Here is a 22877-nt window from a genome sequence, read left to right on the forward strand (position 1 = left end):
CGCGATCTCCGCCGCCCGCGCCCGGTGGCTGGCCTGCGACGCGGCCGTCTCCCGGATCGTGATGACCCCCGACGGCACCCCACTCGACCTCGGCCGGGACAAACGCGTCGTGCCCCCACACCTGCGCCGGGCGGTGGAGGCCCGCGACCGGGGATGTGTGTTCACCGGCTGCGCGGCGCCCACCTTCTGGTGCGATGTCCACCATGTCGTGGAGTGGATCAACGGCGGCGAGACGTCACTGCAGAACTCCGCGCTGCTGTGCGAACGCCACCACACCAAGGTCCACCACGGCTTCCGCGTGCACCGCCAACCCGACGGCCGCTGGCGCACCTGGCGACCCGACGGCACCGAGATCCGCATCGGCCCGCCCCTGCTCACCGCCGCATGAGGTGGCGGCCGGGTACGGCCGCGCGTCGTCCAGGAAGGCCCGGCGCGTCAACCGGCGTCCGGGCTCCCGACCTCCGCCCGGATCGCCTCGAGCATCTGCGCGTTCTCCTCACGCCGCGCATCCAGCACTCGACGCAGGGCGGCCCCGGCAGCGACGTGGGCCTCGAAGGCGCCGAGGGCGTCCGGCGTGGTGATCGCGGCGATGTCGTGCGCACCCATCGGCAGGTCGTCGGCCGAGGCCATCTGCGCAGCAGCAGCTCGGAGATCGGCGGCGGCGCTGCGCAGGCTCTGCGCAACTCTCTCGTAGGCACCCCGTTCCTGCGCCGCTGCGGCATCACCGGGGTCGAGCGCGCGCACGTGGACCTCGAGGTGGTGCGCCAGGCCGGCGGCAACTGCGGCCAGAGCGGCCGGCACGGCCGCGTTCTGTGCCAGGCCGCGCCCGCAGGTGGGCTGGTCTTCCACCGTCTGCTCCTCTCGTCTCACTCGTAGGGACACCGTCGGCCAGCGACCCCACGTGCTCGGACCCCGGCGTCGATCCAGGTCTACGCGACCGGGCAGGGCTTCCCGGCGCCGCGGCGTGCACTCCTGTCCCGGTCCGGCGGAGGGGCGCAGGCCACCTGCAGCCACCCAGCGGGTCGCATGCGCCGTCCCGGCTGCCTCGCCGGCCCGGGACGCGCGCCGAGTCCGCACGCACGCTGCGGTCCGCGCCGGCTGTTCCTAGCCTCGGGCCATGACGGAGAGCGCGAGCAGGTCCAGGGTCGCCATCATCACCGGGTCCGAGTCGGGCATCGGGCGGGCGACCGCGGTCGCGCTCGCCGAGGCCGGCTGCGACATCGGCATCACGTGGTACCGCGAGCAGGCCGCCGCGGAGGCCACCGCCGAGGAGGTCCGCGGGCTGGGCCGCCGGGCCGAGGTCCGCCACCTCGACCTCACGCAGCTGCCGGGGGCCGCCGACGTCGTCGACGACCTGGCCGAGGCGCTCGGCGGGGTCGACGTGCTGGTCAACGACGCCGGCACCGGGCACATGTCCACGGTCCTCGACACCGACTTCGCCACGTGGCGGGAGGTGCTGGCCACCGACCTCGACGGCGCCTTCCTCTGCCTGCAACGGGCGGCGCGCCGGATGGTGGCCGCCGGGCGGGGTGGGCGGATCGTCAACATCACCAGCGTCCACGAGCACCAGCCGCGGGTCGGCGCGGCCGCCTACTGCGCGGCCAAGGGCGGCCTGGGCCTGCTCACCCGCGTCGCCGCGATCGAGCTCGCCGAGCACGGCATCACGGTCAACGCCGTCGCCCCCGGCGAGATCGCCACCCCGATGACCGGCCAGGAGGACGAGGACCCGACCGCGCCCGGACACGAGCGCCCCGGTGTCCCGCTCGGCCGTCCCGGCGACGCCCGCGAGGTCGCCGCCGTCATCGCGTTCCTCGCCTCCCCGGCGGCCGGGTACGTCACCGGCGCCTCGTGGGCGGTGGACGGCGGCATGCTGCAGATGGGCCCGATGGCCGGTTCCCACATGCAGGGTGACGACTGGCGCCGACCCTGACGGCTCACCCGGCGAGCAGCTCCAGCAGTAGCGCCCGGTCCGGGCCGGGGGCGGCCGGTACCGGCGCGTCCGCGTACGCCTCCAGCCGCTCGCGCAGCCCGGGTCGGGCCAGCGCCTGCTCCGGCAGGGCGAGGCAGGTGATGGTCTCCATGACTGCCCGGTAGGCGTCGGCGTCGTACATCGCGGCGGCCAGCAGCCGCGCCCGGACCGGGTCCAGGGGCGGCGGTTCGCGCCCCTCCCGGATCGCGTCCATCTCCGCGATCCGGACGCGGTCGGCGGCGACCTGGTTGCGGAAGAACGGGGTCACCTCCCGCTCGGTGGCCTCGTCGAACGCGCGCACGAGGTCGACCGGGTCGGCGAGGTGCTCGCGGACCGCGGTCCGCAGCTGCTGGGCGTGCACCATCCCGACCGACAGCCCGCGTCCGGCCGAGGGGTTGGTGCAGGCCCAGGCGTCGCCCACCGGGGCGTAACCGGTCACGACCGGCTCGTCGTCGACGACGAGCCGGCGGTAGCAGTCGAGGACGCCGGCCATCGCGAGCACGTCGGTGATCGGCCGGCCGTCCAGCCAGTGCGCGTGCCGGGGGCAGGCGGCCACCACACGGGTGAAGGCGGCAGGGTCACGGAGGGCCTTGAGCGGGGTGTCGCGGGTCGGTCCGAAGACCGTCACCGACCAGGTGCCGTTGTCGGCGATCAAGGTGATGAGCGAGATGCTGCCCAGCGGCGTCAGCTGCGGGCCCATCCGCCGGGGCTGCTCGGGCCCGGTGTAGTAGCGGGTGTAGTACACGAAGCCACCGGTCTGCCCCTCCACGTGCGGTGGCCGGGTACCGAGCTCGGCCAGCCAGTCCGCGCCGGTCGTCCGGCGGCCGCACGCGTCCACCACCAGGTCGGCCGGCAGCACGGACCCGTCCTCGGTCCGGACACCGGCGACGTGCGGGACGCCGGGGAGCGCCGCCGCCCCCGGCACCAGGCCGGTGGCGCGCACGCCCCGTCGCACGGTGAGCCCCGGGTGCTCGGCCGCCTCCCTCGCCACCACCGCCTCGGCGACCGGACGCCGCCCGGTGACGAACCGCAGCCGGTCGTCCCCGGGCCGCGGCGCGCGGTCCTCGATCGTCGGCGGCAGGGCGGAGGTGTAGTCCCCCCAGGTGCAGCCGCCGGCATCCAGCCGGTCGACCAGCCCCGGCAGCTCCTCCTCGGCGACGAGGCGGAAACGCGGGAAGAGGGTGTGCGGCTGCCGGAACTGCGCCACGCCCTTGCGGCGCCAGTCGTCCCAGGCGTCGACCGGCGTCTCCGGCGGATCGAGGGCATCGGCCTCCAGGACGGTCACCTCGTGGCCGTCGTCGGCCAGCATCATCGCCACCGACAGGCCGATGACGCCCCCGCCACAGACCACGATCGCTGCCATGCCGGCCTCCCAGGACGGACCCGGCCACGGTCTCCCGCCCGCGGGGGGAGGGACAGGGCCGGAGGACCCCGGCAGGGGCGCTCCCTCAGGCGGAGCGGCGGCTGCGCCGCTTGTGCCGGTAGAGGTCGGCGTCAGCGCGCAGGAGCAGCTCGGAGAGGGTGTCGCCGGGGCCGGCGGTGGCGGTGCCGGCCGACCAGGACGCCGGGTGGCTCTCCTGCAGCCGGGCGATCAGCTCGGACGCGGAGGCGGCGTCCGTGTCGGGCAGGCACAGCACGAACTCGTCACCGCCGTAGCGGCCGAGCAGGTCGGCGGTGCGCAGCTCGCTGCTCCACGCCCGGGCCAGCGACTGCAGCAGCGCGTCGCCGGCGTGGTGCCCGTCGATGTCGTTGATCGACTTGAACCCGTCGAGGTCGAGCACGGCGATGGTCAGCGGCTCGTCGGTGCGCAGGGCGTGGGCGAGGCTGCGCTCCGCGCCGGCCACCCACGCCCGCCGGTTGGCCAGCCCCGTGAGCGGGTCGGTTCCGGCGGCGCGCTGCAGCTTGTCCGAGATGCGGGCCTGCGCCTCGGCCAGGACGACGACCGTCACCGTCATCGTCACCCACGGCATCACGAAGCCCGTCGGGGCCGCAGCGACCGCGCCGGCGGTGGCCGCGAGGACGAGGAACACCACGTGTGCCCGGGCGGCGCGCAGCGACAGGTAGTGGGCGCACAGGAGCGCGACCGCGACCATGGACGGGCCGAGGCCGACGACGCCCACGGCGGTGGCCGAACGCCAGGCGAGCAGGCCGATGAGGGCCGACATCAGCGCGACGGCGAACTGCACCGCGCCGTCGCCCAGCCGGTCGCGCCGCCACCACAGCAGCGCGGCGCCCAGCACCCCGACGGTGCTCAGCGCCCACGCCAGGCGCACCGGGGTGTCCGGCGACATCGGGTTGAGCGCCCCGACGGCGCAGAGGACCCCGCTGACGGCGTACAGCAGCGCGAGCAGTGCGATGCCAGTCGGCCGATCCCGATCCACGTGTCCCCCGTTCGTCCCGGTCAGCATCGGCCGGACCGGTGACGCTCCGCAGTGCGACGACGGGACGTGCCCCGAACGGGGGAGCCCGGCGGGCACCCGGCCGGGCGACCGGGGCCGCCGTCCGGTCACCCGCCGGTGAGCTCCGTGGGCACCGTGACGACGTCGACCATCGCCCCGCGCCGCGAGACGGTCACCGGCAGCGGCTGCCCGATGGCGTCCTCGAACAGCAGCCGCTGCAGGCTCTGCGCCTCCGCCACCGGACGGCGCCCGGCCTCCAGCACCAGGTCGCCGGCCTTGAGCCCGGCCCGGTCGGCGGGGGAGCCGGGGACGACGTCGACGATGCGCAGCCCCCGGCGGCGTCCGGTCCGCTCGGCGAGCGGGGCGGGCAACGGCGCCGGCGTGCTCACCAGGCCCAGGTAGGCCCGGCGCACCCGGCCGTCCCGGGCCAGCGCACCGACGATCCGCCGGGTGGTGTCGTTGACCGGGACCGCCAGCCCCAGACCCCAGCCGGCGACCGCGGTGTTGATGCCGACGACCCGGCCCGCGGAGTCGGCCAGTGCACCGCCGGAGTTGCCGGGGTTGAGCGCGGCGTCGGTCTGGATCACGTCCTCGACGACGCGGGCGGTCCGCCCGTCGCGCGTGGGCAGGGACCGGCCTAGCCCGCTCACGACCCCGGCGGTGACCGAGCCGGCCAGCCCCAGCGGGTTGCCGACCGCGACGACGAGCTGGCCCACGCGCAGCTCGGTGGCCTCGCCGAGCTCGGCCGGGGGCGGGGTCGCCGTCCGGGCGCGGACCACGGCCAGGTCGGAGAGCGGGTCGGCGCCGACGACGTCGACGTCGGCCTCGCTGCCGTCGGCGAACACCGCCCGGCCGTACCGCGCACCGCCGACGACGTGGGCGTTGGTGAGCATGAGCCGGTCCCCGGGGACGACGACCGCCGAGCCCGCACCGCCGCGCCCGCCGGGCCCGGTGACCTGCAGGGCCGCCACGTGCGGGGTGAGCTCGGCGGCGACGGCGGTGACGATGCGGGAGTAGGCGTCGAGGGCCGTGGTGTCGGGATCAGGGGCCAGGGACACGGTCGCCTCCTTGCTTACAGGATTACAGCTCCCAGTGAACGCCTCCGCGGGGTCGTCCGGCGAGAGTCATGCCGTGGGCGAACAGCGCCCCGATACTGGGCCGATGACGGTCTCGGCGGCCGCTCGCCGGGAGGCGGCGGAACGGGCATGGGCGGGGCTGCGGCCCCGGGTGGAGCAGGCCGCGGTCGCCGCGCTGGGAGAGGCCGAGGCCGACGCCTTCCTCGCCCGCGCCGACCTGGCGGTGTACGACGTGCACGAGCCGCTGGCGATCCTCTACGGACCGGCCGCCGACGAGCTGGTCGAGCGCGCGCTGCGCGTCGTCCTCGCCGCCGCGGCCGATCGGCCGGAGCCGCTGCGCCGGCTCGACCGGCGGCGGGAGATCGACCCCGCGTGGTTCCAGCGGGCGAGCACGCAGGGCTACGTCTGCTACGTCGACCGCTTCTGCGGCACGCTGGACCGGCTGCCCGCGCACCTGGACCACCTCGCCGAGCTCGGCACCACCTACCTGCACCTCATGCCGCTGCTGCGGCCGCGCGAGGGCGAGAACGACGGCGGGTACGCGGTCGCCGACTACCGGTCGGTCGACCCGCGGCTGGGCACGATGGCCGACCTGGAGGCGGTGGCGGCGGCCCTGCACGAGCGGGACATGAGCCTGTGCATCGACCTCGTGCTCAACCACACCGCCCGCGAGCACCCGTGGGCGCAGGGGTGGCTGGCCGGCGACCCTGCGTACGCCGGCTTCTACACCGCCTTCCCCGACCGGACGGTGCCCGACGCCTACGACGCCACCATCCCGGAGGTGTTCCCCGACCGGGCGCCGGGCTCGTTCAGCTGGGTGCCCGAGGCCTGCGGCGGCGCCGGCGGGTGGGTGTGGACGACGTTCTGGCCCTACCAGTGGGACCTCGACTACTCGAACCCCGAGGTGACTCTCGCGATGCTCGGCGAGATCGCCTGGCTGGCCAACCGCGGGGTCGACGTCTTCCGCATGGACGCCGTGCCGTTCATGTGGAAGCGGCTGGGCACCTCCTGCCAGAACCAGCCGGAGGGGCACAGCCTCCTGCAGATGCTGCACGCGCTCACCCGGCTGGCCGCCCCCGGCGTGATCTTCAAGGCCGAGGCGATCGTCTCGCCCGACGACCTGGTGCCCTACCTCGGCGGGCACGACCGCTTCCGGCCCGAGTGCGAGCTGGCCTACCACAACCAGCTCATGGTGCTGCTGTGGAGCAGCCTGGCCACCCAGGACGCCCGCCTGGCCCGCACCGCGCTGCGCCGGATGCAGCCGATCCCGCCGTCGTCCACCTGGGTCACCTACGTGCGCGGGCACGACGACATCGGCTGGGCGATCACCGACGAGGACGCCGCGGCGACCGGCGTCGACGGGTTCGGCCACCGCCGGTTCCTCAACGACTTCTACTCCGGCCGCTTCCCCGGCTCCTTCGCGCGCGGCGCGCTGTTCCAGGAGAACGAGGTCACCGGCGACGCCCGCATCTCGGGCTCGGCGGCGTCCCTGTGCGGCATCGAGGCCGCGCTCGAGGCCGGCGACGACGCGGCGCTGGACGCCGGGATCCGCCGGCTGGTGCTGCTGTACTCGGTCGCCTACGCCCACGGCGGCATCCCGCTGCTCTACATGGGCGACGAGCTGGCGCTGCGCAACGACCCCGGCTACCTCGACGACCCCGAGCGCGCCCCGGACAACCGCTGGATGCACCGCCCGCCGATGGACTGGTCCGCCGCCACCCGCCGGTGCGACCCGGCCACCCTCGAGGGCCGCGTCTTCGCCGCGCTCCGCCGGCTGGGGGAGGTCCGGCGCTCGCTGCTCGCGCTGCGCGGCGGGGTCGAGCCCGTCGTGCTGGACGTCGGGGACGACGCGGTGCTGGCCTGGTCGCGGCGCCACCCGCGCAGCGGCACGTTCGTCGGCCTGGCCAACTTCTCCCCGGAGCCGCGGACGGTGGACGCCGACACCGTCACCGGGTTCGGCACCTTCGACCAGGTGCACGGCAGCGACGGCCCGCTGGAGGTGGTCGAGGGCCGGCTGGTGGTCCCCGGGCTCGGCTTCGCCTGGTTCGCCGAGCCATGACCGGCGCGGGGGCCGGCCGGACCGCGGCGCCCACGCCCTCACGGGCCGGCGCGACCGTCGGCGTCGAGGAGGAGTTCCACCTCGTCGACCCGGGCACCTTCGAGCTCACCCCCAGCCCGTCGCTGAGCGCCGCCGTGCTGCAGGGCACCGCCGGGGCGCACGTGCACGCCGAGATCGTCACGACGCAGCTGGAGACCTCCACCGGCATCTGCACCACGATCGACGACCTGCGCGCCGCACTGGTCGCCACCCGGGCCGAGGCGGTGGCCGCCGCCGCCGGTGCCGGCCTGGCCGTGCTGGCCGCCTCCACCCACCCCTTCGGCTCGTGGCGCCAGCAACGGCTCACCCCGGCGCCGCGGTACGAGGCCATGGTGGCCCGCTGGGCGGTCCTCGCCGAGCAGCAGGACATCTGCGGCTGCCACGTGCACGTGGGCGTCCCGGACGTGGACACCGCGGTGGCGGTCATGGACCGCGCCCGCCCGCACCTGCCGGTGCTGCTGGCGATGACCGGCAGCTCGCCGTTCCACGACGGCGTCGACACCGGCTACGAGAGCTGGCGCACCACGTGGTGGTCCCGCTGGCCCAACGCCGGCCCGCCCGAGCACCTGGGCAGCGCCGACCGGTTCCGGGAGGTCGTCGCCGGGCTGGTGCGCAGCGGGGTCGTCGCCGACGGCTCCCACCTGTACTGGGACGTGCGGCCCTCCGCGCGCTGGCCGACGCTGGAGTTCCGGCTGGCCGACGTCTGCACCGACCTCGACGCCGCCGTCCTGCACGCCGCGCTGGTGCGCGCGCTGGTCCGGGTGCTGGCGGGCCGCGCCGAGGCCGGCGAGCCGTTCCCCGACGTGCGTCCCGAGCTGCTGCGCGCCGCGCGCTGGCGGGCCGCCAAGGACGGCCTGACCGGCGAGCTGTTCGACCCCGGGGCCGGTGAGCCGGTGCCGGCCCGCGCCGCGGTCGACCGGTTCGTCGCGGAGCTCGCCGACGACCTGCGGGCCCACGGCGAGGAGGACGAGGTGTCCGCCCTGCTGGACCGGCTGTGGGCGCACGGCACCTCCGCCGCCCGGCAGCGGCGCACCTGGGCACGCACCGGGGACCCGCGGGCGGTGGCCGCCGAGGTCGTGCGCGAGGGCACGGCCGTGGGCGGCGGTGTGCCCGGCCCGTGAGCGCAGGAGTGGCCGCGCGGCGCGCGGGTACGGGCAGGTCCATGACGGAGACGCGTCCCCTCGCCCTCGTGACCGGAGCCTCCAGCGGGATCGGCCTGGAACTGGCCCGGCAGTTCGCCGGCGCGGGCTTCGACCTGGTCGTCAACGCCGAGGACGCCGAGCTGACCACCGCCGCCGAGCAGCTGCGGGCCGAGGGCGCCACGGTCCAGGCCGTGCAGGCCGACCTGCGCACCCGGGCCGGGGTGGAGGCCCTCCACGGCGCCGTCCAGGCCACCGGCCGCCCGCTGGCCGCGGCCGCCCTGAACGCCGGGGTCGGCTTCGGCGGGCCGTTCGTGGAGAACCCCCTCGAGCGGGAGCTCGAGATCATCGACCTCAACGTCACCTCGACCGTCGTCCTGGCCAAGCTGGTGCTCCGCGACATGGTGGCCCGCAACGAGGGCCGGGTGCTGTTCACCTCGTCGATCGCCTCGACCATGCCCGGGTCGTTCCAGGCGGTCTACAACGCCTCCAAGTCCTTCCTCCAGTCCTTCGCCGAGGCGCTGGTGGAGGAGCTGAGGGACAGCGCGGTCACGGTCACCTCGCTCATGCCCGGCCCGACCGACACCGAGTTCTTCGACCGCGCCGAGATGCAGGACACCAAGATCGGCGCCGGCGAGAAGGACGACCCGGCGCAGGTCGCGAAGCAGGGCTTCGAGGCGCTGATGAAGGGCGAGGACAAGGTCGTCGCCGGCTCGCTGATGACCAAGGTGCAGGGGGCGGCCAACGCGGTGATCCCGGACCGGCTCAAGAGCAAGGCGCACCGGCAGATGGCCGAGCCCGGGAGCGCGGAGTAGGACCGTGCCCGACGGCCTCCGCGACCTCGCGCTCCCCCTGCGGGAGCCCGCCGACCTCGACCCGCTGCTCGAGCGGGTGGGCGAGGCGCGGATCGTGGCGATCGGCGAGGCCAGCCACGGCACGCACGAGTACTACGCGTGGCGGGCGGCGCTGACCCGGCGCCTGGTCACCGAGCGCGGCTTCGGCCTCGTGGCGGTCGAGGGGGACTGGCCCGACTGCTACCGGGTCAACCGCAGCGTCAAGCTGCGCCCCGGGGCCGACGACGACCCCCGCGACACCCTCGACGCCTTCGCCCGGTGGCCCACGTGGATGTGGGCCAACGACGACGTCGTCGGGTTCTGCCGTTGGCTGCGGGAGGTCAACGCCGCACGGCCGGAGGCGGAGCGGGTGGGGTTCTACGGCCTGGACGTCTACAGCCTCTGGGACTCGATGCACGAGCTGGTCGGCTGGCTGCGCGAGCACGAGCCCGAGCACGTGGCCAAGGCGACGCAGGCCCTGGCCTGCTTCGAGCCCTTCGGCGAGGACGGCGCCGAGTACGCCTTCGCCACCCGCTTCGCGCCGACCACGTGCGAGCAGACGGTGATCGAGCTGCTCGCCCACCTGTGCGAGGAGCGCGGCCGGCAGGCACCGGCCGACGACCCCGAGGCCCACCTGTCGGCCGAGATGAACGCCGCGGTCGTCGCCGGCGCCGAGCGGTACTACCGGGCCATGGTGGGCGGCTCGGCGGAGTCGTGGAACGTCCGCGACGTGCACATGGCCGACACCCTCGACCGGCTGCTCGAGCACCGTGACGACCGCACCCACCCGCCCAAGGCGGTCGTCTGGGAGCACAACACCCACGTCGGCGACGCGCGCGCCACGGACATGGCGGGGGCGGGGATGGTCAACGTCGGCCAGCTGCTGCGGGAGCGGCACGGCGCCGGGGACGTCGTCCTGGTCGGCTTCGGCAGCCACCGCGGCGGCGTCGTCGCGGGGCGCGAGTGGGGTGCGCAGATGCAGCGGATGGAGGTGCCCCCGGCGCGGGCCGGCAGTCTCGAGGCGCTGCTGCACGACGAGGTGGGGGAGGACGCCCTGCTGGTCTGGCCCCCGGACGGGCCGCGCCCGGCCGCGCTGGACCGGCAGCTGGACCACCGCGCGATCGGCGTGGTCTACCGGCCCGAGCGCGAGCGGTGGGGCAACTACGTGCCCACCGTGCTGGCCCGCCGCTACGACGCGTTCCTCTACCTCGACACCAGCCGCCCGCTGCAGCCGCTGCACCTGGAGCGTGCCGACGAGCACGTGCCGCCGGTCGCGCACACGGTCTGAGGCCGGTGCGCGAGGCGGCCGACGGGCGGCTGGAGAGCCGCCCGGCGACGACCCCCTCCGGACGGCCCTTCCCGGCCGGCCTGACCTCGCTGGACCTCGGAGGGCGGGCCGAGGCGCTGGTCGCCGTCCCCGCGGGGGACGGACCCCGGCCGCTGCTGGTCTTCTGCCACGGCGCCGGGGGGACGGCGGCGCAGGGCCTGGTCGCCGTCCGCGCGGCCGCCACCGCCCGCGGGGCGCTCGTGCTGGCGACGACGTCGGTGGCCCGGACCTGGGACCTGCTCACCGGCGGCCTCGGCCGCGACGTGGCGGTGCTCGACGCGGCCCTCGACCGGGTCTTCGGCGCCCATCCGGTGAGCCGGGTCGCGATCGGGGGCTTCTCCGACGGCGCCTCCTACGCGCTCTCCCTCGGCCTGGCCAACGGCGACCTGCTCGAGGCCGTCCTGGCCTTCTCCCCGGGCTTCGTCGCCGCGCCCGCCCACCGCGGCCGGCCGCGGGTGTGGGTCTCCCACGGCACCGGCGACCGCGTGCTCCCGGTCGACCGCTGCGGCCGGCGGGTGTCCCGGGAACTGGCCGCGGCCGGGTACGACGTCACCTACGACGAGTTCGACGGCGGCCACGTCGTCCCGCCGGACTCGGTGGCCGCCGCCCTCGACAGCTGGCTGGGTGACGGCGGAGGAGCGGACGCTAGGCGGAGCGGCGCTCGGTGAGGTCCTCGGTGCTGTGCTGGGCGTCCTTGGGGCCGCCGCTCTTGGAGATCGCGAAGTCCGAGCCGAGCTGCTCCAGGGCCAGCCGGCCGTAGACCTGCTGCTGGGTGGCGACCCGCTCGGCCCGGCCCCGGCCGAGGAAGCTCACGATCCAGTGCAGGACGGCGGTGAGGCGACTCTTGAAGCCGACGATGTAGGCCAGGTGGACCACCAGCCACATCACCCAGGCCAGGAAGCCCTCCATCTTCAGCTTGCCCACGTCGGCCACGGCGGAGAACCGGGAGATCGTGGCCATCGAGCCCTTGTCGAAGTACCGGAACGGGCCCTTGGGCTCGCGGCCGGCGATCCTCCGCTGGATCTGCTCGGCGGCGTAGCGGCCGCCCTGGATGGCGACCTGGGCGACGCCGGGCAGCCGGTCCAGGCTCATCATGTCGCCGACCACGTGGACCTCGGGGTGGCCGGGCAGGGTGAGGTCGGGCTGCACCGAGACCCGGCCGGCCCGGTCGATCTCGGCGCCGGACTGCTCGGCCAGCTGCCGGCCCAGCGGGCTGGCCTGGACGCCGGCGGCCCAGATCTTGGTGGCGGCCTGGATGCGGCGCACCTGGCCGTCGCCGTCCTTGACCTCGATGCCGTTGGCGTCGACGTCGGTGACCATGGCGCCCAGCTGCACCTCGACACCGATCTTGTTCAGCTGGCGGCGGGCCCGGTCGCCCAGCTTCTCCCCGAACGACGGGAGGACGGCGGGTGCGGCGTCGAGCAGGATCACCCGCGCCTGGGTCGGGTCGATCCTGCGGAAGTCCCGGCGCAGCGTGCGGTGGGCCAGCTCGGCGATCTGCCCGGCCATCTCGACCCCGGTGGGGCCGGCGCCGACGACGACGAAGGTCAGCAGCCGGTCGACCTCGGCCGGGTCGGTGGCCAGCTCGGCGAGCTCGAACGCGCCGAAGATGCGGCCGCGCAGCTCCAGGGCGTCGTCGACGCTCTTCATGCCGGGGGCGAACTCGGCGAACCGGTCGTTGCCGAAGTAGGACTGCCCGGCACCCGCGGCGACGATCAGCTCGTCGTAGGGGTGCACCGTGGTGCGGCCCAGGATCGTCGAGGTGACCGTGCGGGCGGCCAGGTCGATCCTCGTGACCTCGCCGAGCACGACCCGGGCGTTGCGCTGACCGCGCAGGATCTCGCGGGTCGGCGGGGCGATCTCGCCCTCGGACAGGATGCCGGTGGCCACCTGGTAGAGCAGCGGCTGGAACAGGTGGTGGCTGGTCTTGCCCACGATGGTGACGTCGACCGGGGCCTTCTTCAGCGCCTGCGCGGCGAACAGCCCGCCGAAGCCCGACCCGATGATGACGACCCGAGGCCGACCGGAGCGGGTGGTGCCGACGGGGGCGGTCTCAGGTGATGTCGTCATGATGAATCAGTCTCCCACTCCGGCTTCTCCTGGCCGTGCGCGGCCCCGCGCGATGCAGGCCACAGTCTGGCGCACTACCCGCTGGTCGGCGTACCACGCGGGGAACCGGTAGACCGGAGCGGTGCCCACCCGCCGCCCGCGACCGGTGTTCGTCCCCGGCCTGGGGCTCGACGCGCGCTCCTCCGCCCGCGTGCGCACCCGCCGGCCCGGTGACGTCGTCGTCCTCCCGGGGATGGGGCTGCCCGGCCCGGTGCCCCCGCTGGAGGACCTGGCCGCGCGGCTGCGCGCCCGGCTCGGGGACGGTCCGGTGCTGCTGGTCGGGCACTCGCAGTCCTGCCAGGTGGTCGCCGCGGCGGCCGATGACCCGCGGGTGGCCGCGGTGGTGCTGCTCGGGCCCACGACCGACCCGCGGCTGCGGACGTGGCCGGTGCTGGCCGGCCGGTGGCTGCGGACGGCGGCCCGCGAGCCGTGGGCGCAGGTGCCGCTGGTGCTCGCGCAGTGGCTGCACACCGGCCCGCGGGCGATGCGGCGCCTGTGGCGGGTCGCCGCGCCGGACCGCATCGACGTCCGCCTGCGCGGTGTGCGCGTGCCGGTGACCGTCGTCCGCGGCACCCGCGACCGGCTCTGTGCGCACGACTGGGCGGCCACCGTGGCGGCCGCCGCGCCGCGGGGCCGGCTGGTCGAGCTGCCCGGGGCCGCGCACATGACCGTGCACACCCACCCGGACGAGGTCGCCGCGCTGATCGAGGGGGAGAGTGGCGCGGTCGTGTCACGATGACGGCGTGGCGCACACATCTGCATCCGCCGGGGCGCTCCTGCGTCACGTGCGGACCGGCCGTGCGCGCAGCCGGGCGGACCTCGTGGCGCTCACCGGCGCGTCCCGCAACACGGTGAGCGCGCGGGTGGACCAGCTGATCGCGGCCAACCTCCTGGAGGAGGGCGGTCCGGGCTGGAGCACCGGCGGCCGGCCACCCACGCTGCTCCACTTCAACAGCCGGGCCGGGTGCGTGCTCGCCGTCGACCTCGGGGTGACCAGCGTCGACGTCGCGGTCACCGACCTGTCGGCGCAGATCCTCGCCACGGCCGGGCACCCGATCGACATCGCCGAGGGCCCGGGGCCGGTGCTGGCCGAGGTCGACCGGCTCTGCCAGAAGGTGCTCGCCGAGGCCGGTCTCACCCCGGCCGACGTCTGCGCGGTCGGTGTCGGCGTGCCGGGGCCGGTCGAGTTCTCCAGTGGCCGCCCCTCCCACCCGCCGATCATGCCGGGCTGGCACGACCACCCGATCCCTGACGCGTTCCGCCGCTACGAGTGCCCCGTCTTCGTCGACAACGACGTGAACGTCATGGCCCTGGGGGAGATGGGCGTCGGCGGCTCGGTCCAGGACGTGCTCGTCGTCAAGGTCGGCACCGGCATCGGCTGCGGCGTCATCGTCGACGGCCGGGTGTACCGGGGCGCCCAGGGCAGTGCCGGGGACATCGGGCACATCTACGTCGCCCAGCCCGACGGTCGGACCGTGGTGTGCCGGTGCGGCAACGAGAACTGCCTCGAGGCGATCGCCGGCGGCGGGGCGCTGCTGCGGGACGCCGTCGCCGCGGGACTGCCGGTCAGCACCACCCGGGAGCTCGTCGAGCGCGCGGCCCACGGCGACGGCCCGGCGCTGGAGCTGGTCCGCGACGCCGGCCGCACCATCGGCACGGTGCTCGCCGCGCTGGTCAACTTCTTCAACCCGCACCGGATCGTGATGACCGGCGGCGTCGCCCGCGCCGGCGCCCCGCTCCTGGCCGGGATCCGCGAGGCGGTGTACCGCCGGTCGATGCCGCTGGCCGCGCGGAACCTGGAGATCACCGTCAGCGACGCGCCGGACCTCTCCGGCCGTCTCGGGGCGGCCCTGATGGCGATCGAGGGCTTCCTCGACGAGGACGCCCTCCTCCAGGCCCTGGCCCAGTAGACCCGCTCAGCAGGGCGTTCAGCCCCGCGCCCGGCCCCTACCGGGGCCCCGGCGCGGTGGTTGCGGTTCGGTAACTCCTCCCGATGGGCTTGACCGGACGTGACCCGGCTCATAAGTTCTCGCCTGACACGACTAATGGTCAACGGTGAGCAAAAGTCCGGGGGTGGCGTGGTGGTCGGCTCCAGCGAGCGCGCCGCGGCCCCGACCGCCGGAGGAGGCACGGAGTGACCACCCCTCTGCTGGAGATGCACGGCATCGTCAAGAGCTTCCCCGGGGTCCGGGCGCTGGACGGCGTCGACCTCGACGTCCGCGCGGGGGAGGTGCACTGCCTCCTGGGCCAGAACGGCGCCGGGAAGTCCACCCTGATCAAGGTCCTGGCCGGCGCCCACCAGCCCGACGCCGGCAGCATCACCTGGCGCGGTGAGCCGGTCTCCCTGAGCACGCCGCAGGCGGCCATGTCGCTGGGCATCGCGACGATCTACCAGGAGCTCGACCTGGTGGCCGGGCTGACCGTCGCCGACAACGTCTTCCTGGGCCGCGAGCACGCCCGCCTCGGGCTGACCCGCCCGGCGTCGGCCAACCGCGCCGCGGCCGAGCTGCTCGCCCGCCTCGGCCACGCCGACATCCGGCCCACCACGGAGGTCGGCTCCCTGCCGGCGGCCTCGCAGCAGATGGTGAGCATCGCCCGGGCCCTGTCCCAGGACGCGAAGCTGATCATCATGGACGAGCCGTCCGCCGTCCTGGACAACGAGGAGGTCGAGCGGCTCTTCACGGTCATGCGCGACCTGACCGCCCACGACGTCGCCGTCGTCTACATCTCCCACCGGCTGGAGGAGATCCGCCAGGTGGGCGACCGGATCACCGTCCTCAAGGACGGCCGCACCGTCGCCACCGGCCTGCCGGCCCGCACCACCGCCACCCGCGAGGTCATCACGCTGATGACCGGCCGGGACATCGAGTACGTCTTCCCCGAGCGGCGCACCCGGCCGCACACCGACGAGCGGCCGCTGCTGGAGGTCGAGGGTCTCGGCCTGCGCGGCCGGTTCGCCGACGTTTCCTTCTCCGTGCACGCCGGCGAGATCGTCGGCCTGGCCGGGCTGGTGGGCTCCGGGCGGTCGGAGATCCTCGAGACCGTCTACGGCGCGCGCCGCGCGACCGCCGGCACCGTCCGGGTCGGCGGCCGGCGGCTGCGCCCGGGGGACGTCGGCGGCGCGGTGTCCGCCGGCGTGGGCCTGGCCCCGGAGGAGCGCAAGAGCCAGGCGCTGCTGCTGGGCGAGTCGGTCTCGCGCAACATCAGCATCTCCAGCCTGCGCCGCTTCGCCCGGGCCGGCTTCCTCTCCCGCGGGTCGGAGAAGGCCGCGGCCCGGGAGCAGGTGCAGGCCCTCGACGTCCGGCCGGCCGACGTCGACCGCGAGGTGCGCACGCTCTCGGGCGGCAACCAGCAGAAGGTCGTCCTGGCCCGCTGGCTGCTGCGCGACTGCCACGTCCTGCTGCTCGACGAGCCGACCCGCGGGGTCGACGTCGGCGCGCGGGCGGAGATCTACGCGCTGATCCGGGAGCTGGCCGACCGCGGTGTCGCCGTGGTCGTCGTCTCCAGCGAGATCCCCGAGGTGCTCGGCCTGGCCGACCGCGTCCTCGTGGTCGCCGACGGGCGGGTGCTCGCGGAGGAGCCGGCCGGCGCGCTCGACGAGCACCGGGTGCTCGACCTGGTCATGGAGGACGCGGCCGCCCACGGCGCGCACGCACAGCACGAAGGGGACGTGGCATGAGCGGCAGCACGACGGCGGCGGCCGGGGTGGACGCCTCGCGGGAGCCGTCCGGCTCGGCGGCGGGACGCGGCGGCAACCGGGGTCCCGGCTTCCTGGCCGGCCCGGTGGGTCGCAACCTCGGCCTGGTCATCGCCCTGGCGCTGCTCTGCGTCGTCGGCGCGGTCACCGCTCCCAACCAGTTCCTCGACGTCGACAACGTCCTGACGATCCTGCGGCTGGCCGCCGTGATCGGCGTGGTCAGCGTCGGCATGACCTTCGTGATCATCGGCGGGGGCATCGACCTGTCGGTCGGCGCGCTGGTCGCGCTGTCCTCGGTGTGGGCCACGACGCTGGCCACCCAGGCCATGGCCGAGGACTTCCACTGGATCGTCATGGTGTTCACGGCGCTGGCCGTCGGTGCCGGCGCCGGGCTGGTCAACGGCATCGTCATCGCCTACGGCAAGCTCGTCGCCTTCATCGCCACCCTCGCGATGCTGGCCGCGGCCCGCGGTCTGGCGGAGATCATCGCCAACCGGCGCACCCAGATCGTCCAGGACCGGGACTTCCTCGCGTTCTTCTCCGGCGACGTCCTCGGCGTCCCGACGCTGGTGATCATCTTCGCGCTGGTCGCGATCGCCGGGTGGGTCCTGCTCAACCGGACGACGTTCGGCCGGCGCACCTTCGCCGTCGGCGGCAACGCCGAGGCCGCCCGCCTGGCCGGCATCCGGGTGCAGCGGCACACGATGTGGCTCTACGTCCTCTCCGGCGTCGCCTGCGGCATCGCCGCGGTCATGCTCATGGCCCGGACGACGACCGGCAGCTCCACCCACGGCACGCTGTACGAGCTGGACGCGATCGCGGCGGTCGTCATCGGCGGCACGCTGCTCATCGGTGGCCGCGGCACGATCGTCGGCACCGTCCTCGGCGTCCTGATCTTCACGACGCTCAACAACGTGTTCACGCTGAACAACCTGTCCAGCTCGGCGCAGGCGGTCGCCAAGGGCGTGATCATCGTCGTCGCCGTCCTGCTGCAGATGCGGCTGGCGACCGGCAGCTTCAGCCTCGGCCGGCTCGGCAGAGGATCCGGGCCGACCACCTCCCCGACCGCCGGCGCACCGGCCGGTGCGGTGTCCGGTGGGTCGGTCCCCGGTGGGCCCGGCGGCACCCCGCCCGGCGCGACCACCGACCGCCCCCGACCCTGACCCGCCCGCGGGCGGCAGCCGCCGTCCGCCCCCAGCCGCACCACCCCCGCCGGCCCGGCGGGGTGAACCACCGACGCACCACCACCTGGCCGAGTCCCTGCCAGGGAGGCTTGTCCTTCGAGGAGATGACATGTCTGCAGCGAGGCGGCGCCCCTACCGGCGCCTGACGTCCACCGCGGTGGCTCTCGTGGGCGCCGGCGCCCTGATCGCCGGCTGCACGAGCAACACCCCCGAGGAGAGCTCCGGCGGGGACGGCGGCGGGAACAACGCCGCCAGCTCGAACGACGAGACCGGCGACACCGTCCGCATCGGCTTCTCGGCCCCGGCCGCCGACCACGGCTGGATGGCCGGCATCACCGAGGCCGCCCGGGCCGCTGCCGAGGAGTACGAGGACGTCGAGCTCACCGTCGCCGAGGGCACCAACGACGTCGGCACCCAGATCAGCCAGGTCGAGACGTTCATCAACGACGGCGTCGACGCGATCGTGCTGCTGCCCTTCGACGGCGCCGCGCTGACCCCGGTCGCGCTGCAGGCGATGGAGGCCGGGATCCCGGTCATCAACGTCGACCGCGAGTTCAACAGCCCGTTCGCCGCGCGCGCCACGATCCTCGGCGACAACTACGGCATGGGCGTCTCGGCCGGCACCTACGTCTGCGAGCAGGTGGGCGACAACCCCAACGCCGTCGTCGCCGAGATCGCCGGCATCGACTCGCTGCCGCTGACCCAGGACCGCAGCCAGGGCTTCGCCGACGCGCTCAGCGAGTGCGGCCTGTCGGTCGCCAACCGCGTGGCGGCGGACTTCACCGTCGAGGGCGGCGAGGAGGCGGCGGCGAACCTGCTGCAGGCCGCTCCGCAGATCGACGCGCTCTGGAACCACGACGACGACCAGGGCGTCGGCGTCCTGGCCGCCATCCAGAACGCCGGCCGCGACGAGTTCATCATGGTCGGGGGTGCGGGCTCGGCCAACGCCATGCGCGAGATCGAGTCCGGCGAGTCGGTCCTGCAGGCCACCGTCATCTACCCGCACACCCAGGCCGCCGACGGCATCAAGCTCGCCCGGCTCATCGCCCAGGAGAAGAGCCTGTCGGACCTGACCTCGCAGGGTGTCCCGCGGCGGACCGTGCTCGACGCTCCGGTGGTCACCGCCGAGAACGTCGACCAGTACATCGACCGCGCCTTCGAGTCCTGATCGACGTGGGGTCGCCGGGTGGGCAGCGAGCCCACCCGGCGGCCCCGCCAACCGAGGAGCCCTCCCGATGACCCCCACCCTCGGCGTCGGCCTGATCGGCTACGCCTTCATGGGCGCCGCGCACTCGCAGGCCTGGCGCACCGCCCCGCACTTCTTCGACCTCCCGCTGCAGCCCGAGCTCACGGTCCTCGCGGGCCGGGACCCCGTCCGGGTCGGCGACGCCGCCCGCAAGCTGGGCTGGGCGGGCACCGAGACCGACTGGCGCCGCGTGGTCGAGCGCCCCGACGTCGACCTCGTCGACGTCTGCACACCCGGCAACACGCACGCCGAGATCGCGATCGCCGCGCTGGACGCCGGCAAGCACGTGCTCTGCGAGAAGCCGCTGGCCAACACCGTCGCGGAGGCCGAGGCGATGGCCGAGGCCGCCGCGCGGGCCGCCCGGCGCGGGGTGCGGTCGATGGTCGGCTTCACCTACCGCCGGGTGCCGGCGATCGGGCTGGCCCGGCAGTTGGTGGCCGAGGGCCGGCTCGGGGAGATCCGGCACGTGCGCGCCCAGTACCTGCAGGACTGGATCGCCGACCCGGCCGCGCCGATGTCGTGGCGGCTGGAGAAGGACAAGGCCGGCTCGGGGGCGCTGGGAGACATCGGCGCGCACGTCGTCGACCTGACGCAGTACATCACCGGGCAGCGGGTCACCGGCGTCAGCGCACTGCTGGAGACCTTCGTCAAGGAGCGCCCGCTGCCGGCGGAGACCGGCAAGCTGTCGGGGGTCGGGGGCTCGGAGACGGGCACCGTCACCGTGGACGACGCGGCCCTGTTCATCGGCCGGTTCAGCGGCGGCGCGCTGGCCAGCTTCGAGGCCACCCGCTTCGCCCTCGGCCGCAAGAACGCCATCCGCATCGAGGTCAACGGCTCGGCCGGCAGCCTGGCCTTCGACTTCGAGGACATGAACGTCCTGGAGTTCTTCGACGGCACCGAGCCCGCCGAGGTCGCCGGCTTCCGCCGCATCCTGGTCACCGAGCCCGGCCACCCCTACGTCGGCGCCTGGTGGCCGGCCGGGCACGGGCTGGGCTACGAGCACGGCTTCACCCACCAGGTCGTCGACCTGGTCACCGCCATCGCCAAGGGGGAGGACCCCGCGCCGTCCTTCGCCGACGGCCTGCAGGTCCAGCGGGTGCTCGACGCCGTCGAGCGCAGCGCCGCCGCCGGTTCCGCCTGGACCGGGATCCCCCAGTGACGACCGACCCGCGAGGAGACGCCTGATGCCCCGTCCCGTCACGCTGTTCACCGGCCAGTGGGCCGACCTGCCGTTCGAGGAGGTGTGCCGGCTGGCCTCCGAATGGGGCTACGACGGCCTGGAGATCGCCTGCTGGGGCGACCACCTCGACGTCGAGCGCGCCGCGAACGACGACTCCTACGTCGCCGACCGCAAGGCGCTGCTGGAGAAGTACGGGCTGCGGGTCTTCGCCATCTCCAACCACCTCAACGGCCAGGCCGTCTGTGACGACCCGATCGACGAGCGGCACCGCGGCATGGTGCACCCGCGGGTGTGGGGCGACGGAGACCCCGAGGGCGTCCGGCAGCGGGCGGCCGAGGAGATGAAGACGACCGCCCGCGCCGCGGCGAAGCTGGGCGTCGACGTCGTCGTCGGGTTCACCGGGTCGAAGATCTGGAAGACCGTCGCGATGTTCCCGCCGGTGCCCGAGTCGATGATCGAGGACGGCTACGCCGACTTCGCCGCTCGCTGGAACCCCATCCTCGACGTCTTCGACGAGGTGGGTGTCCGCTTCGCCCACGAGGTCCACCCGTCGGAGATCGCCTACGACTACTGGACGACGGTCCGCGCGCTGGAGGCGGTCGGGCACCGGGAGGCCTTCGGGCTGAACTGGGATCCCAGCCACTTCGTCTGGCAGGACCTCGACCCGGTCGGCTTCCTCTGGGACTTCAAGGACCGGATCTACCACGTCGACTGCAAGGACGCGAAGAGGCAGGTGGGCAACGGCCGCAACGGCCGGATGGGCTCGCACCTGCCCTGGGCCGACCCGCGGCGCGGCTGGGACTTCGTCTCCACCGGCCACGGCGACGTCCCGTGGGAGGCGTGCTTCCGGATGCTCAACACCATCGGCTACGACGGGCCGATCTCGGTGGAGTGGGAGGACGCCGGGATGGACCGGCTGGTCGGCGCCCCCGAGGCCCTGGCCTTCGTGCGCCGGCTGGCGTTCGACCCACCGGCCGCCGCGTTCGACGCGGCCTTCTCCAGCGGGAACTGAGGCCCGGGAGGTGGGCGGCGAGCGGGGGTCCCGCCGCCCACCTCCCGGGATCTCGGGAACCGGCCCGGCCGAGGGGAGCGGCCGGGTCGGGTGGTCGGTCAGGCGGTGACGGTCACCGCCGTCTCCATGCCGTTGGCCCGGTGCTGGCCGACGCCGCAGTAGAAGGAGTAGTCGCCCTGCTCGAGGGTCACCTCGAGGGTGGCGGTGCCGCCCGGCTGGAGGACCTCGGTGCCGGCGACGTCCTCGCCGTCCTTCTCGACGACGAAGTTGTGCGGCATGTTGCCGGTGTTGGTCACCTCGAAGGTGTACGTGCCGGCGGAGTAGCTGTCCTCCGAGAGCTCGAAGTCGAAGTCGACCGCGTTGACGGTCACGACCTCCGCCTCGGACTCGGCGGGTGCCGACGACCCCGGCGAGGCGGCGGCGCTGCTGCTGGTCTCCGCCGCGCTGCTCGTGGTGCTGTCGGACGCGGCGTCGGTGCCCCCGTCGTCCCCACCGCAGGCGCTCAGGCCGAGGCCGAGGGCGAGGACGACGGCGGCGGTACGGCGCGCGGGACCGGTCGATTGCGGCACGGGTTCTCCTCGGGGCCGGTGGCCCCGTTCCGTCGCCGGGGGCCGCTGTGCCGCAGATACTGCAACTTTGTAGGACCTGAGGGAACCCCTACACAGGGGGTTCACAGGTCCTCGGCAGGTCGTGCGCAGCGACCGTCCGGCGGCACCAGTCCACGACCGTGGCCAGCACCCGCGGGTCGACCGGGGAGCGCAGCTCCGACCGGTAGGCCCGCAGCGAGGCGGGCCCCGGCTGCCGGCGCAGCGTGTGGGTCAGGTCGGGCACCTGGTGCACCTCGACCGGGCCGGGCACCGTGGCCCGGAGGACGTCGAGGTCCGCGACCGGCACCTGGAGGTCCTTCTCGCCGGTGAGGGCGAGGACGGGCACGGACAGGCGGGCGAGGTCGGTGCGCGGGTCGTGGGCCATGAACTCCCGCGTCCAGCGGGCGTTGAGCCGGACGCCGCCGATCCGGGCGACGTCGGTCGTGGTCGCCCGGATGCGCGCGTGGTTGGCCACGACCTTCGCCTCCAGGTCGGTGCGGAACAGCCGCAGCAGCGCGCGGACGGGGGCCGGCAGCGTCGGGGCGATCTGCCGGGCCTGCCACCGCAGCAGTTCCTCGCCGGGGGTGGCGCTGGGGGAGAGCAGGACCACCCCGGCCGTCCGCGCTCCGCGTGCGGCCAGCGCGGCCGCCAGCAGTGCGCCCTCGCTGTGGCCGGCGAGCACGATGCGTGCGGGGTCGACCTCCGGGCGGGCGGCGAGGGCTTCGCGCGCACGGCCGAGGTCGTCGACGTTGTCGGTGAAGCCGGCCGTGCGCCAGTCACCGGGGCTCTCGCCGACGCCGCGCTTGTCGTAGCGCAGCGAGGCGATGCCGCCGGCGGCGAGGGCGTGCGCCAGCTGGCGGGTGACCTCGAAGCGCATGCGGCGGTGGTTGGAGTCCCGGTCCAGGGGGCCGGAGCCGGCGGCCAGCAGCACCGCGGGCACCGGGCGGGACCCGTCGTCGGGGAGGGTCAGCGTGCCCGCGAGCGGGGGCTCGCCCGGGACGTGCAGGGTCGTCTCGCGCAC

21 protein-coding genes are annotated in these 22877 nt (G+C 74.8%); 14 read left to right on the top strand and 7 right to left on the bottom strand.

Annotation, left to right across the window (positions count from 1 at the left end):
- On the top strand, positions 1-388 hold a 388-nt coding region (locus ACI78Q_RS15690; RefSeq protein WP_456924336.1), incomplete at its 5' end, for a DUF222 domain-containing protein.
- 47 nt (positions 389-435) lie between these two features.
- Here the strand turns inward: ACI78Q_RS15690 and ACI78Q_RS15695 are convergent.
- Complete coding sequence (locus ACI78Q_RS15695; RefSeq protein WP_456924337.1) at positions 436-849, bottom strand: hypothetical protein; 414 nt, start codon at positions 847-849, stop codon at positions 436-438.
- A gap of 268 nt (positions 850-1117) precedes the next feature.
- Between ACI78Q_RS15695 and ACI78Q_RS15700 the strand changes: the two genes are divergently transcribed.
- Positions 1118-1930, top strand: coding sequence for an SDR family oxidoreductase (locus ACI78Q_RS15700; protein ID WP_456924338.1), 813 nt, complete (start codon positions 1118-1120; stop codon positions 1928-1930).
- 4 nt (positions 1931-1934) lie between these two features.
- On the opposite strand, the gene ACI78Q_RS15705 is transcribed toward ACI78Q_RS15700, so the two are convergent.
- From ACI78Q_RS15705 to ACI78Q_RS15715, 3 genes are all read right to left on the bottom strand, one after another.
- Complete coding sequence (locus ACI78Q_RS15705) at positions 1935-3332, bottom strand: NAD(P)/FAD-dependent oxidoreductase (RefSeq protein ID WP_456924339.1); 1398 nt, start codon at positions 3330-3332, stop codon at positions 1935-1937.
- A gap of 85 nt (positions 3333-3417) precedes the next feature.
- Positions 3418-4350, bottom strand: coding sequence for a GGDEF domain-containing protein (locus tag ACI78Q_RS15710; protein ID WP_456924340.1), 933 nt, complete (start codon positions 4348-4350; stop codon positions 3418-3420).
- A 125-nt stretch (positions 4351-4475) separates the two neighbouring features.
- Complete coding sequence (locus ACI78Q_RS15715) at positions 4476-5426, bottom strand: S1C family serine protease (protein ID WP_456924341.1); 951 nt, start codon at positions 5424-5426, stop codon at positions 4476-4478.
- Positions 5427-5529: 103 nt separating this feature from the next.
- On the opposite strand from ACI78Q_RS15715, the gene ACI78Q_RS15720 reads away from it, so the two are divergent.
- Genes ACI78Q_RS15720 through ACI78Q_RS15740 form a run of 5 tightly spaced genes read left to right on the top strand, consistent with a single transcriptional unit; the run spans position 5530 to position 11509 of the window.
- Complete coding sequence (locus tag ACI78Q_RS15720) at positions 5530-7503, top strand: alpha-amylase family protein (protein ID WP_456924342.1); 1974 nt, start codon at positions 5530-5532, stop codon at positions 7501-7503.
- Positions 7500-8663 (top strand): carboxylate-amine ligase, encoded by a 1164-nt coding sequence (locus tag ACI78Q_RS15725; RefSeq protein WP_456924343.1) that lies wholly within the window; start codon positions 7500-7502, stop codon positions 8661-8663. The genes ACI78Q_RS15720 and ACI78Q_RS15725 overlap by 4 nt, the downstream gene beginning before the upstream one ends.
- 41 nt (positions 8664-8704) lie before the next feature.
- Positions 8705-9496 carry an SDR family NAD(P)-dependent oxidoreductase gene (locus tag ACI78Q_RS15730; RefSeq protein ID WP_456924344.1) on the top strand — a complete coding sequence of 264 codons (792 nt, stop codon included), beginning with the start codon at positions 8705-8707 and terminating at the stop codon, positions 9494-9496.
- 4 nt (positions 9497-9500) lie between these two features.
- Positions 9501-10802: an erythromycin esterase family protein gene (locus tag ACI78Q_RS15735; RefSeq protein WP_456924345.1), complete on the top strand. Its 1302-nt coding sequence runs from the start codon at positions 9501-9503 to the stop codon at positions 10800-10802.
- 5 nt (positions 10803-10807) lie between these two features.
- The gene (locus ACI78Q_RS15740; protein ID WP_456924346.1) at positions 10808-11509 is read left to right on the top strand and encodes an alpha/beta hydrolase; all 702 of its coding nucleotides are present in this window, start codon (positions 10808-10810) and stop codon (positions 11507-11509) included.
- On the opposite strand, the gene ACI78Q_RS15745 is transcribed toward ACI78Q_RS15740, so the two are convergent.
- Entirely contained in the window at positions 11487-12911 is a 1425-nt protein-coding gene (locus tag ACI78Q_RS15745; protein WP_456924347.1) for an NAD(P)/FAD-dependent oxidoreductase, read from the bottom strand. The genes ACI78Q_RS15740 and ACI78Q_RS15745 overlap by 23 nt on opposite strands.
- Before the next feature lie 121 nt (positions 12912-13032).
- On the opposite strand from ACI78Q_RS15745, the gene ACI78Q_RS15750 reads away from it, so the two are divergent.
- The 7 genes from ACI78Q_RS15750 to ACI78Q_RS15780 all read left to right on the top strand — a co-directional run bounded on the left by ACI78Q_RS15750 (position 13033) and on the right by ACI78Q_RS15780 (position 21269).
- Entirely contained in the window at positions 13033-13689 is a 657-nt protein-coding gene (locus tag ACI78Q_RS15750) for an alpha/beta fold hydrolase (RefSeq protein WP_456924348.1), read from the top strand.
- A gap of 4 nt (positions 13690-13693) precedes the next feature.
- Positions 13694-14860: an ROK family protein gene (locus ACI78Q_RS15755; RefSeq protein ID WP_456924349.1), complete on the top strand. Its 1167-nt coding sequence runs from the start codon at positions 13694-13696 to the stop codon at positions 14858-14860.
- A gap of 224 nt (positions 14861-15084) precedes the next feature.
- Positions 15085-16629, top strand: a complete 1545-nt coding sequence (locus tag ACI78Q_RS15760; protein WP_456924350.1) for a sugar ABC transporter ATP-binding protein — start codon at positions 15085-15087, stop codon at positions 16627-16629.
- A complete protein-coding gene (locus ACI78Q_RS15765; protein ID WP_456924351.1) occupies positions 16626-17810 on the top strand; it encodes an ABC transporter permease in 1185 nt (394 codons plus the stop codon). The genes ACI78Q_RS15760 and ACI78Q_RS15765 overlap by 4 nt, the downstream gene beginning before the upstream one ends.
- 130 nt (positions 17811-17940) lie before the next feature.
- Positions 17941-18999 (top strand): substrate-binding domain-containing protein, encoded by a 1059-nt coding sequence (locus tag ACI78Q_RS15770; protein WP_456924352.1) that lies wholly within the window; start codon positions 17941-17943, stop codon positions 18997-18999.
- A 67-nt stretch (positions 19000-19066) separates the two neighbouring features.
- Positions 19067-20236: a Gfo/Idh/MocA family protein gene (locus ACI78Q_RS15775; protein ID WP_456924353.1), complete on the top strand. Its 1170-nt coding sequence runs from the start codon at positions 19067-19069 to the stop codon at positions 20234-20236.
- A gap of 25 nt (positions 20237-20261) precedes the next feature.
- Complete coding sequence (locus ACI78Q_RS15780; RefSeq protein ID WP_456924354.1) at positions 20262-21269, top strand: sugar phosphate isomerase/epimerase family protein; 1008 nt, start codon at positions 20262-20264, stop codon at positions 21267-21269.
- Positions 21270-21367: 98 nt separating this feature from the next.
- Here the strand turns inward: ACI78Q_RS15780 and ACI78Q_RS15785 are convergent, their stop codons facing one another.
- Positions 21368-21838 carry a cupredoxin domain-containing protein gene (locus ACI78Q_RS15785; RefSeq protein ID WP_456924355.1) on the bottom strand — a complete coding sequence of 157 codons (471 nt, stop codon included), beginning with the start codon at positions 21836-21838 and terminating at the stop codon, positions 21368-21370.
- 88 nt (positions 21839-21926) lie between these two features.
- Entirely contained in the window at positions 21927-22877 is a 951-nt protein-coding gene (locus ACI78Q_RS15790; protein ID WP_456924356.1) for an alpha/beta hydrolase family protein, read from the bottom strand.

The organism is Geodermatophilus sp. SYSU D00705 (assembly GCF_054050135.1).

Coding starts and splice junctions, on each gene's coding strand:
- ACI78Q_RS15730 (WP_456924344.1), top strand. CDS start 8,705: ATGACGGAGACGCGTCCCCTCGCCCTCGTGACCGGAGCCTCCAGCGGG.
- ACI78Q_RS15705 (WP_456924339.1), bottom strand. CDS start 3,332: ATGGCAGCGATCGTGGTCTGTGGCGGGGGCGTCATCGGCCTGTCGGTG.
- ACI78Q_RS15780 (WP_456924354.1), top strand. CDS start 20,262: ATGCCCCGTCCCGTCACGCTGTTCACCGGCCAGTGGGCCGACCTGCCG.
- ACI78Q_RS15745 (WP_456924347.1), bottom strand. CDS start 12,911: ATGACGACATCACCTGAGACCGCCCCCGTCGGCACCACCCGCTCCGGT.
- ACI78Q_RS15720 (WP_456924342.1), top strand. CDS start 5,530: ATGACGGTCTCGGCGGCCGCTCGCCGGGAGGCGGCGGAACGGGCATGG.
- ACI78Q_RS15765 (WP_456924351.1), top strand. CDS start 16,626: ATGAGCGGCAGCACGACGGCGGCGGCCGGGGTGGACGCCTCGCGGGAG.
- ACI78Q_RS15700 (WP_456924338.1), top strand. CDS start 1,118: ATGACGGAGAGCGCGAGCAGGTCCAGGGTCGCCATCATCACCGGGTCC.
- ACI78Q_RS15775 (WP_456924353.1), top strand. CDS start 19,067: ATGACCCCCACCCTCGGCGTCGGCCTGATCGGCTACGCCTTCATGGGC.
- ACI78Q_RS15770 (WP_456924352.1), top strand. CDS start 17,941: ATGTCTGCAGCGAGGCGGCGCCCCTACCGGCGCCTGACGTCCACCGCG.
- ACI78Q_RS15725 (WP_456924343.1), top strand. CDS start 7,500: ATGACCGGCGCGGGGGCCGGCCGGACCGCGGCGCCCACGCCCTCACGG.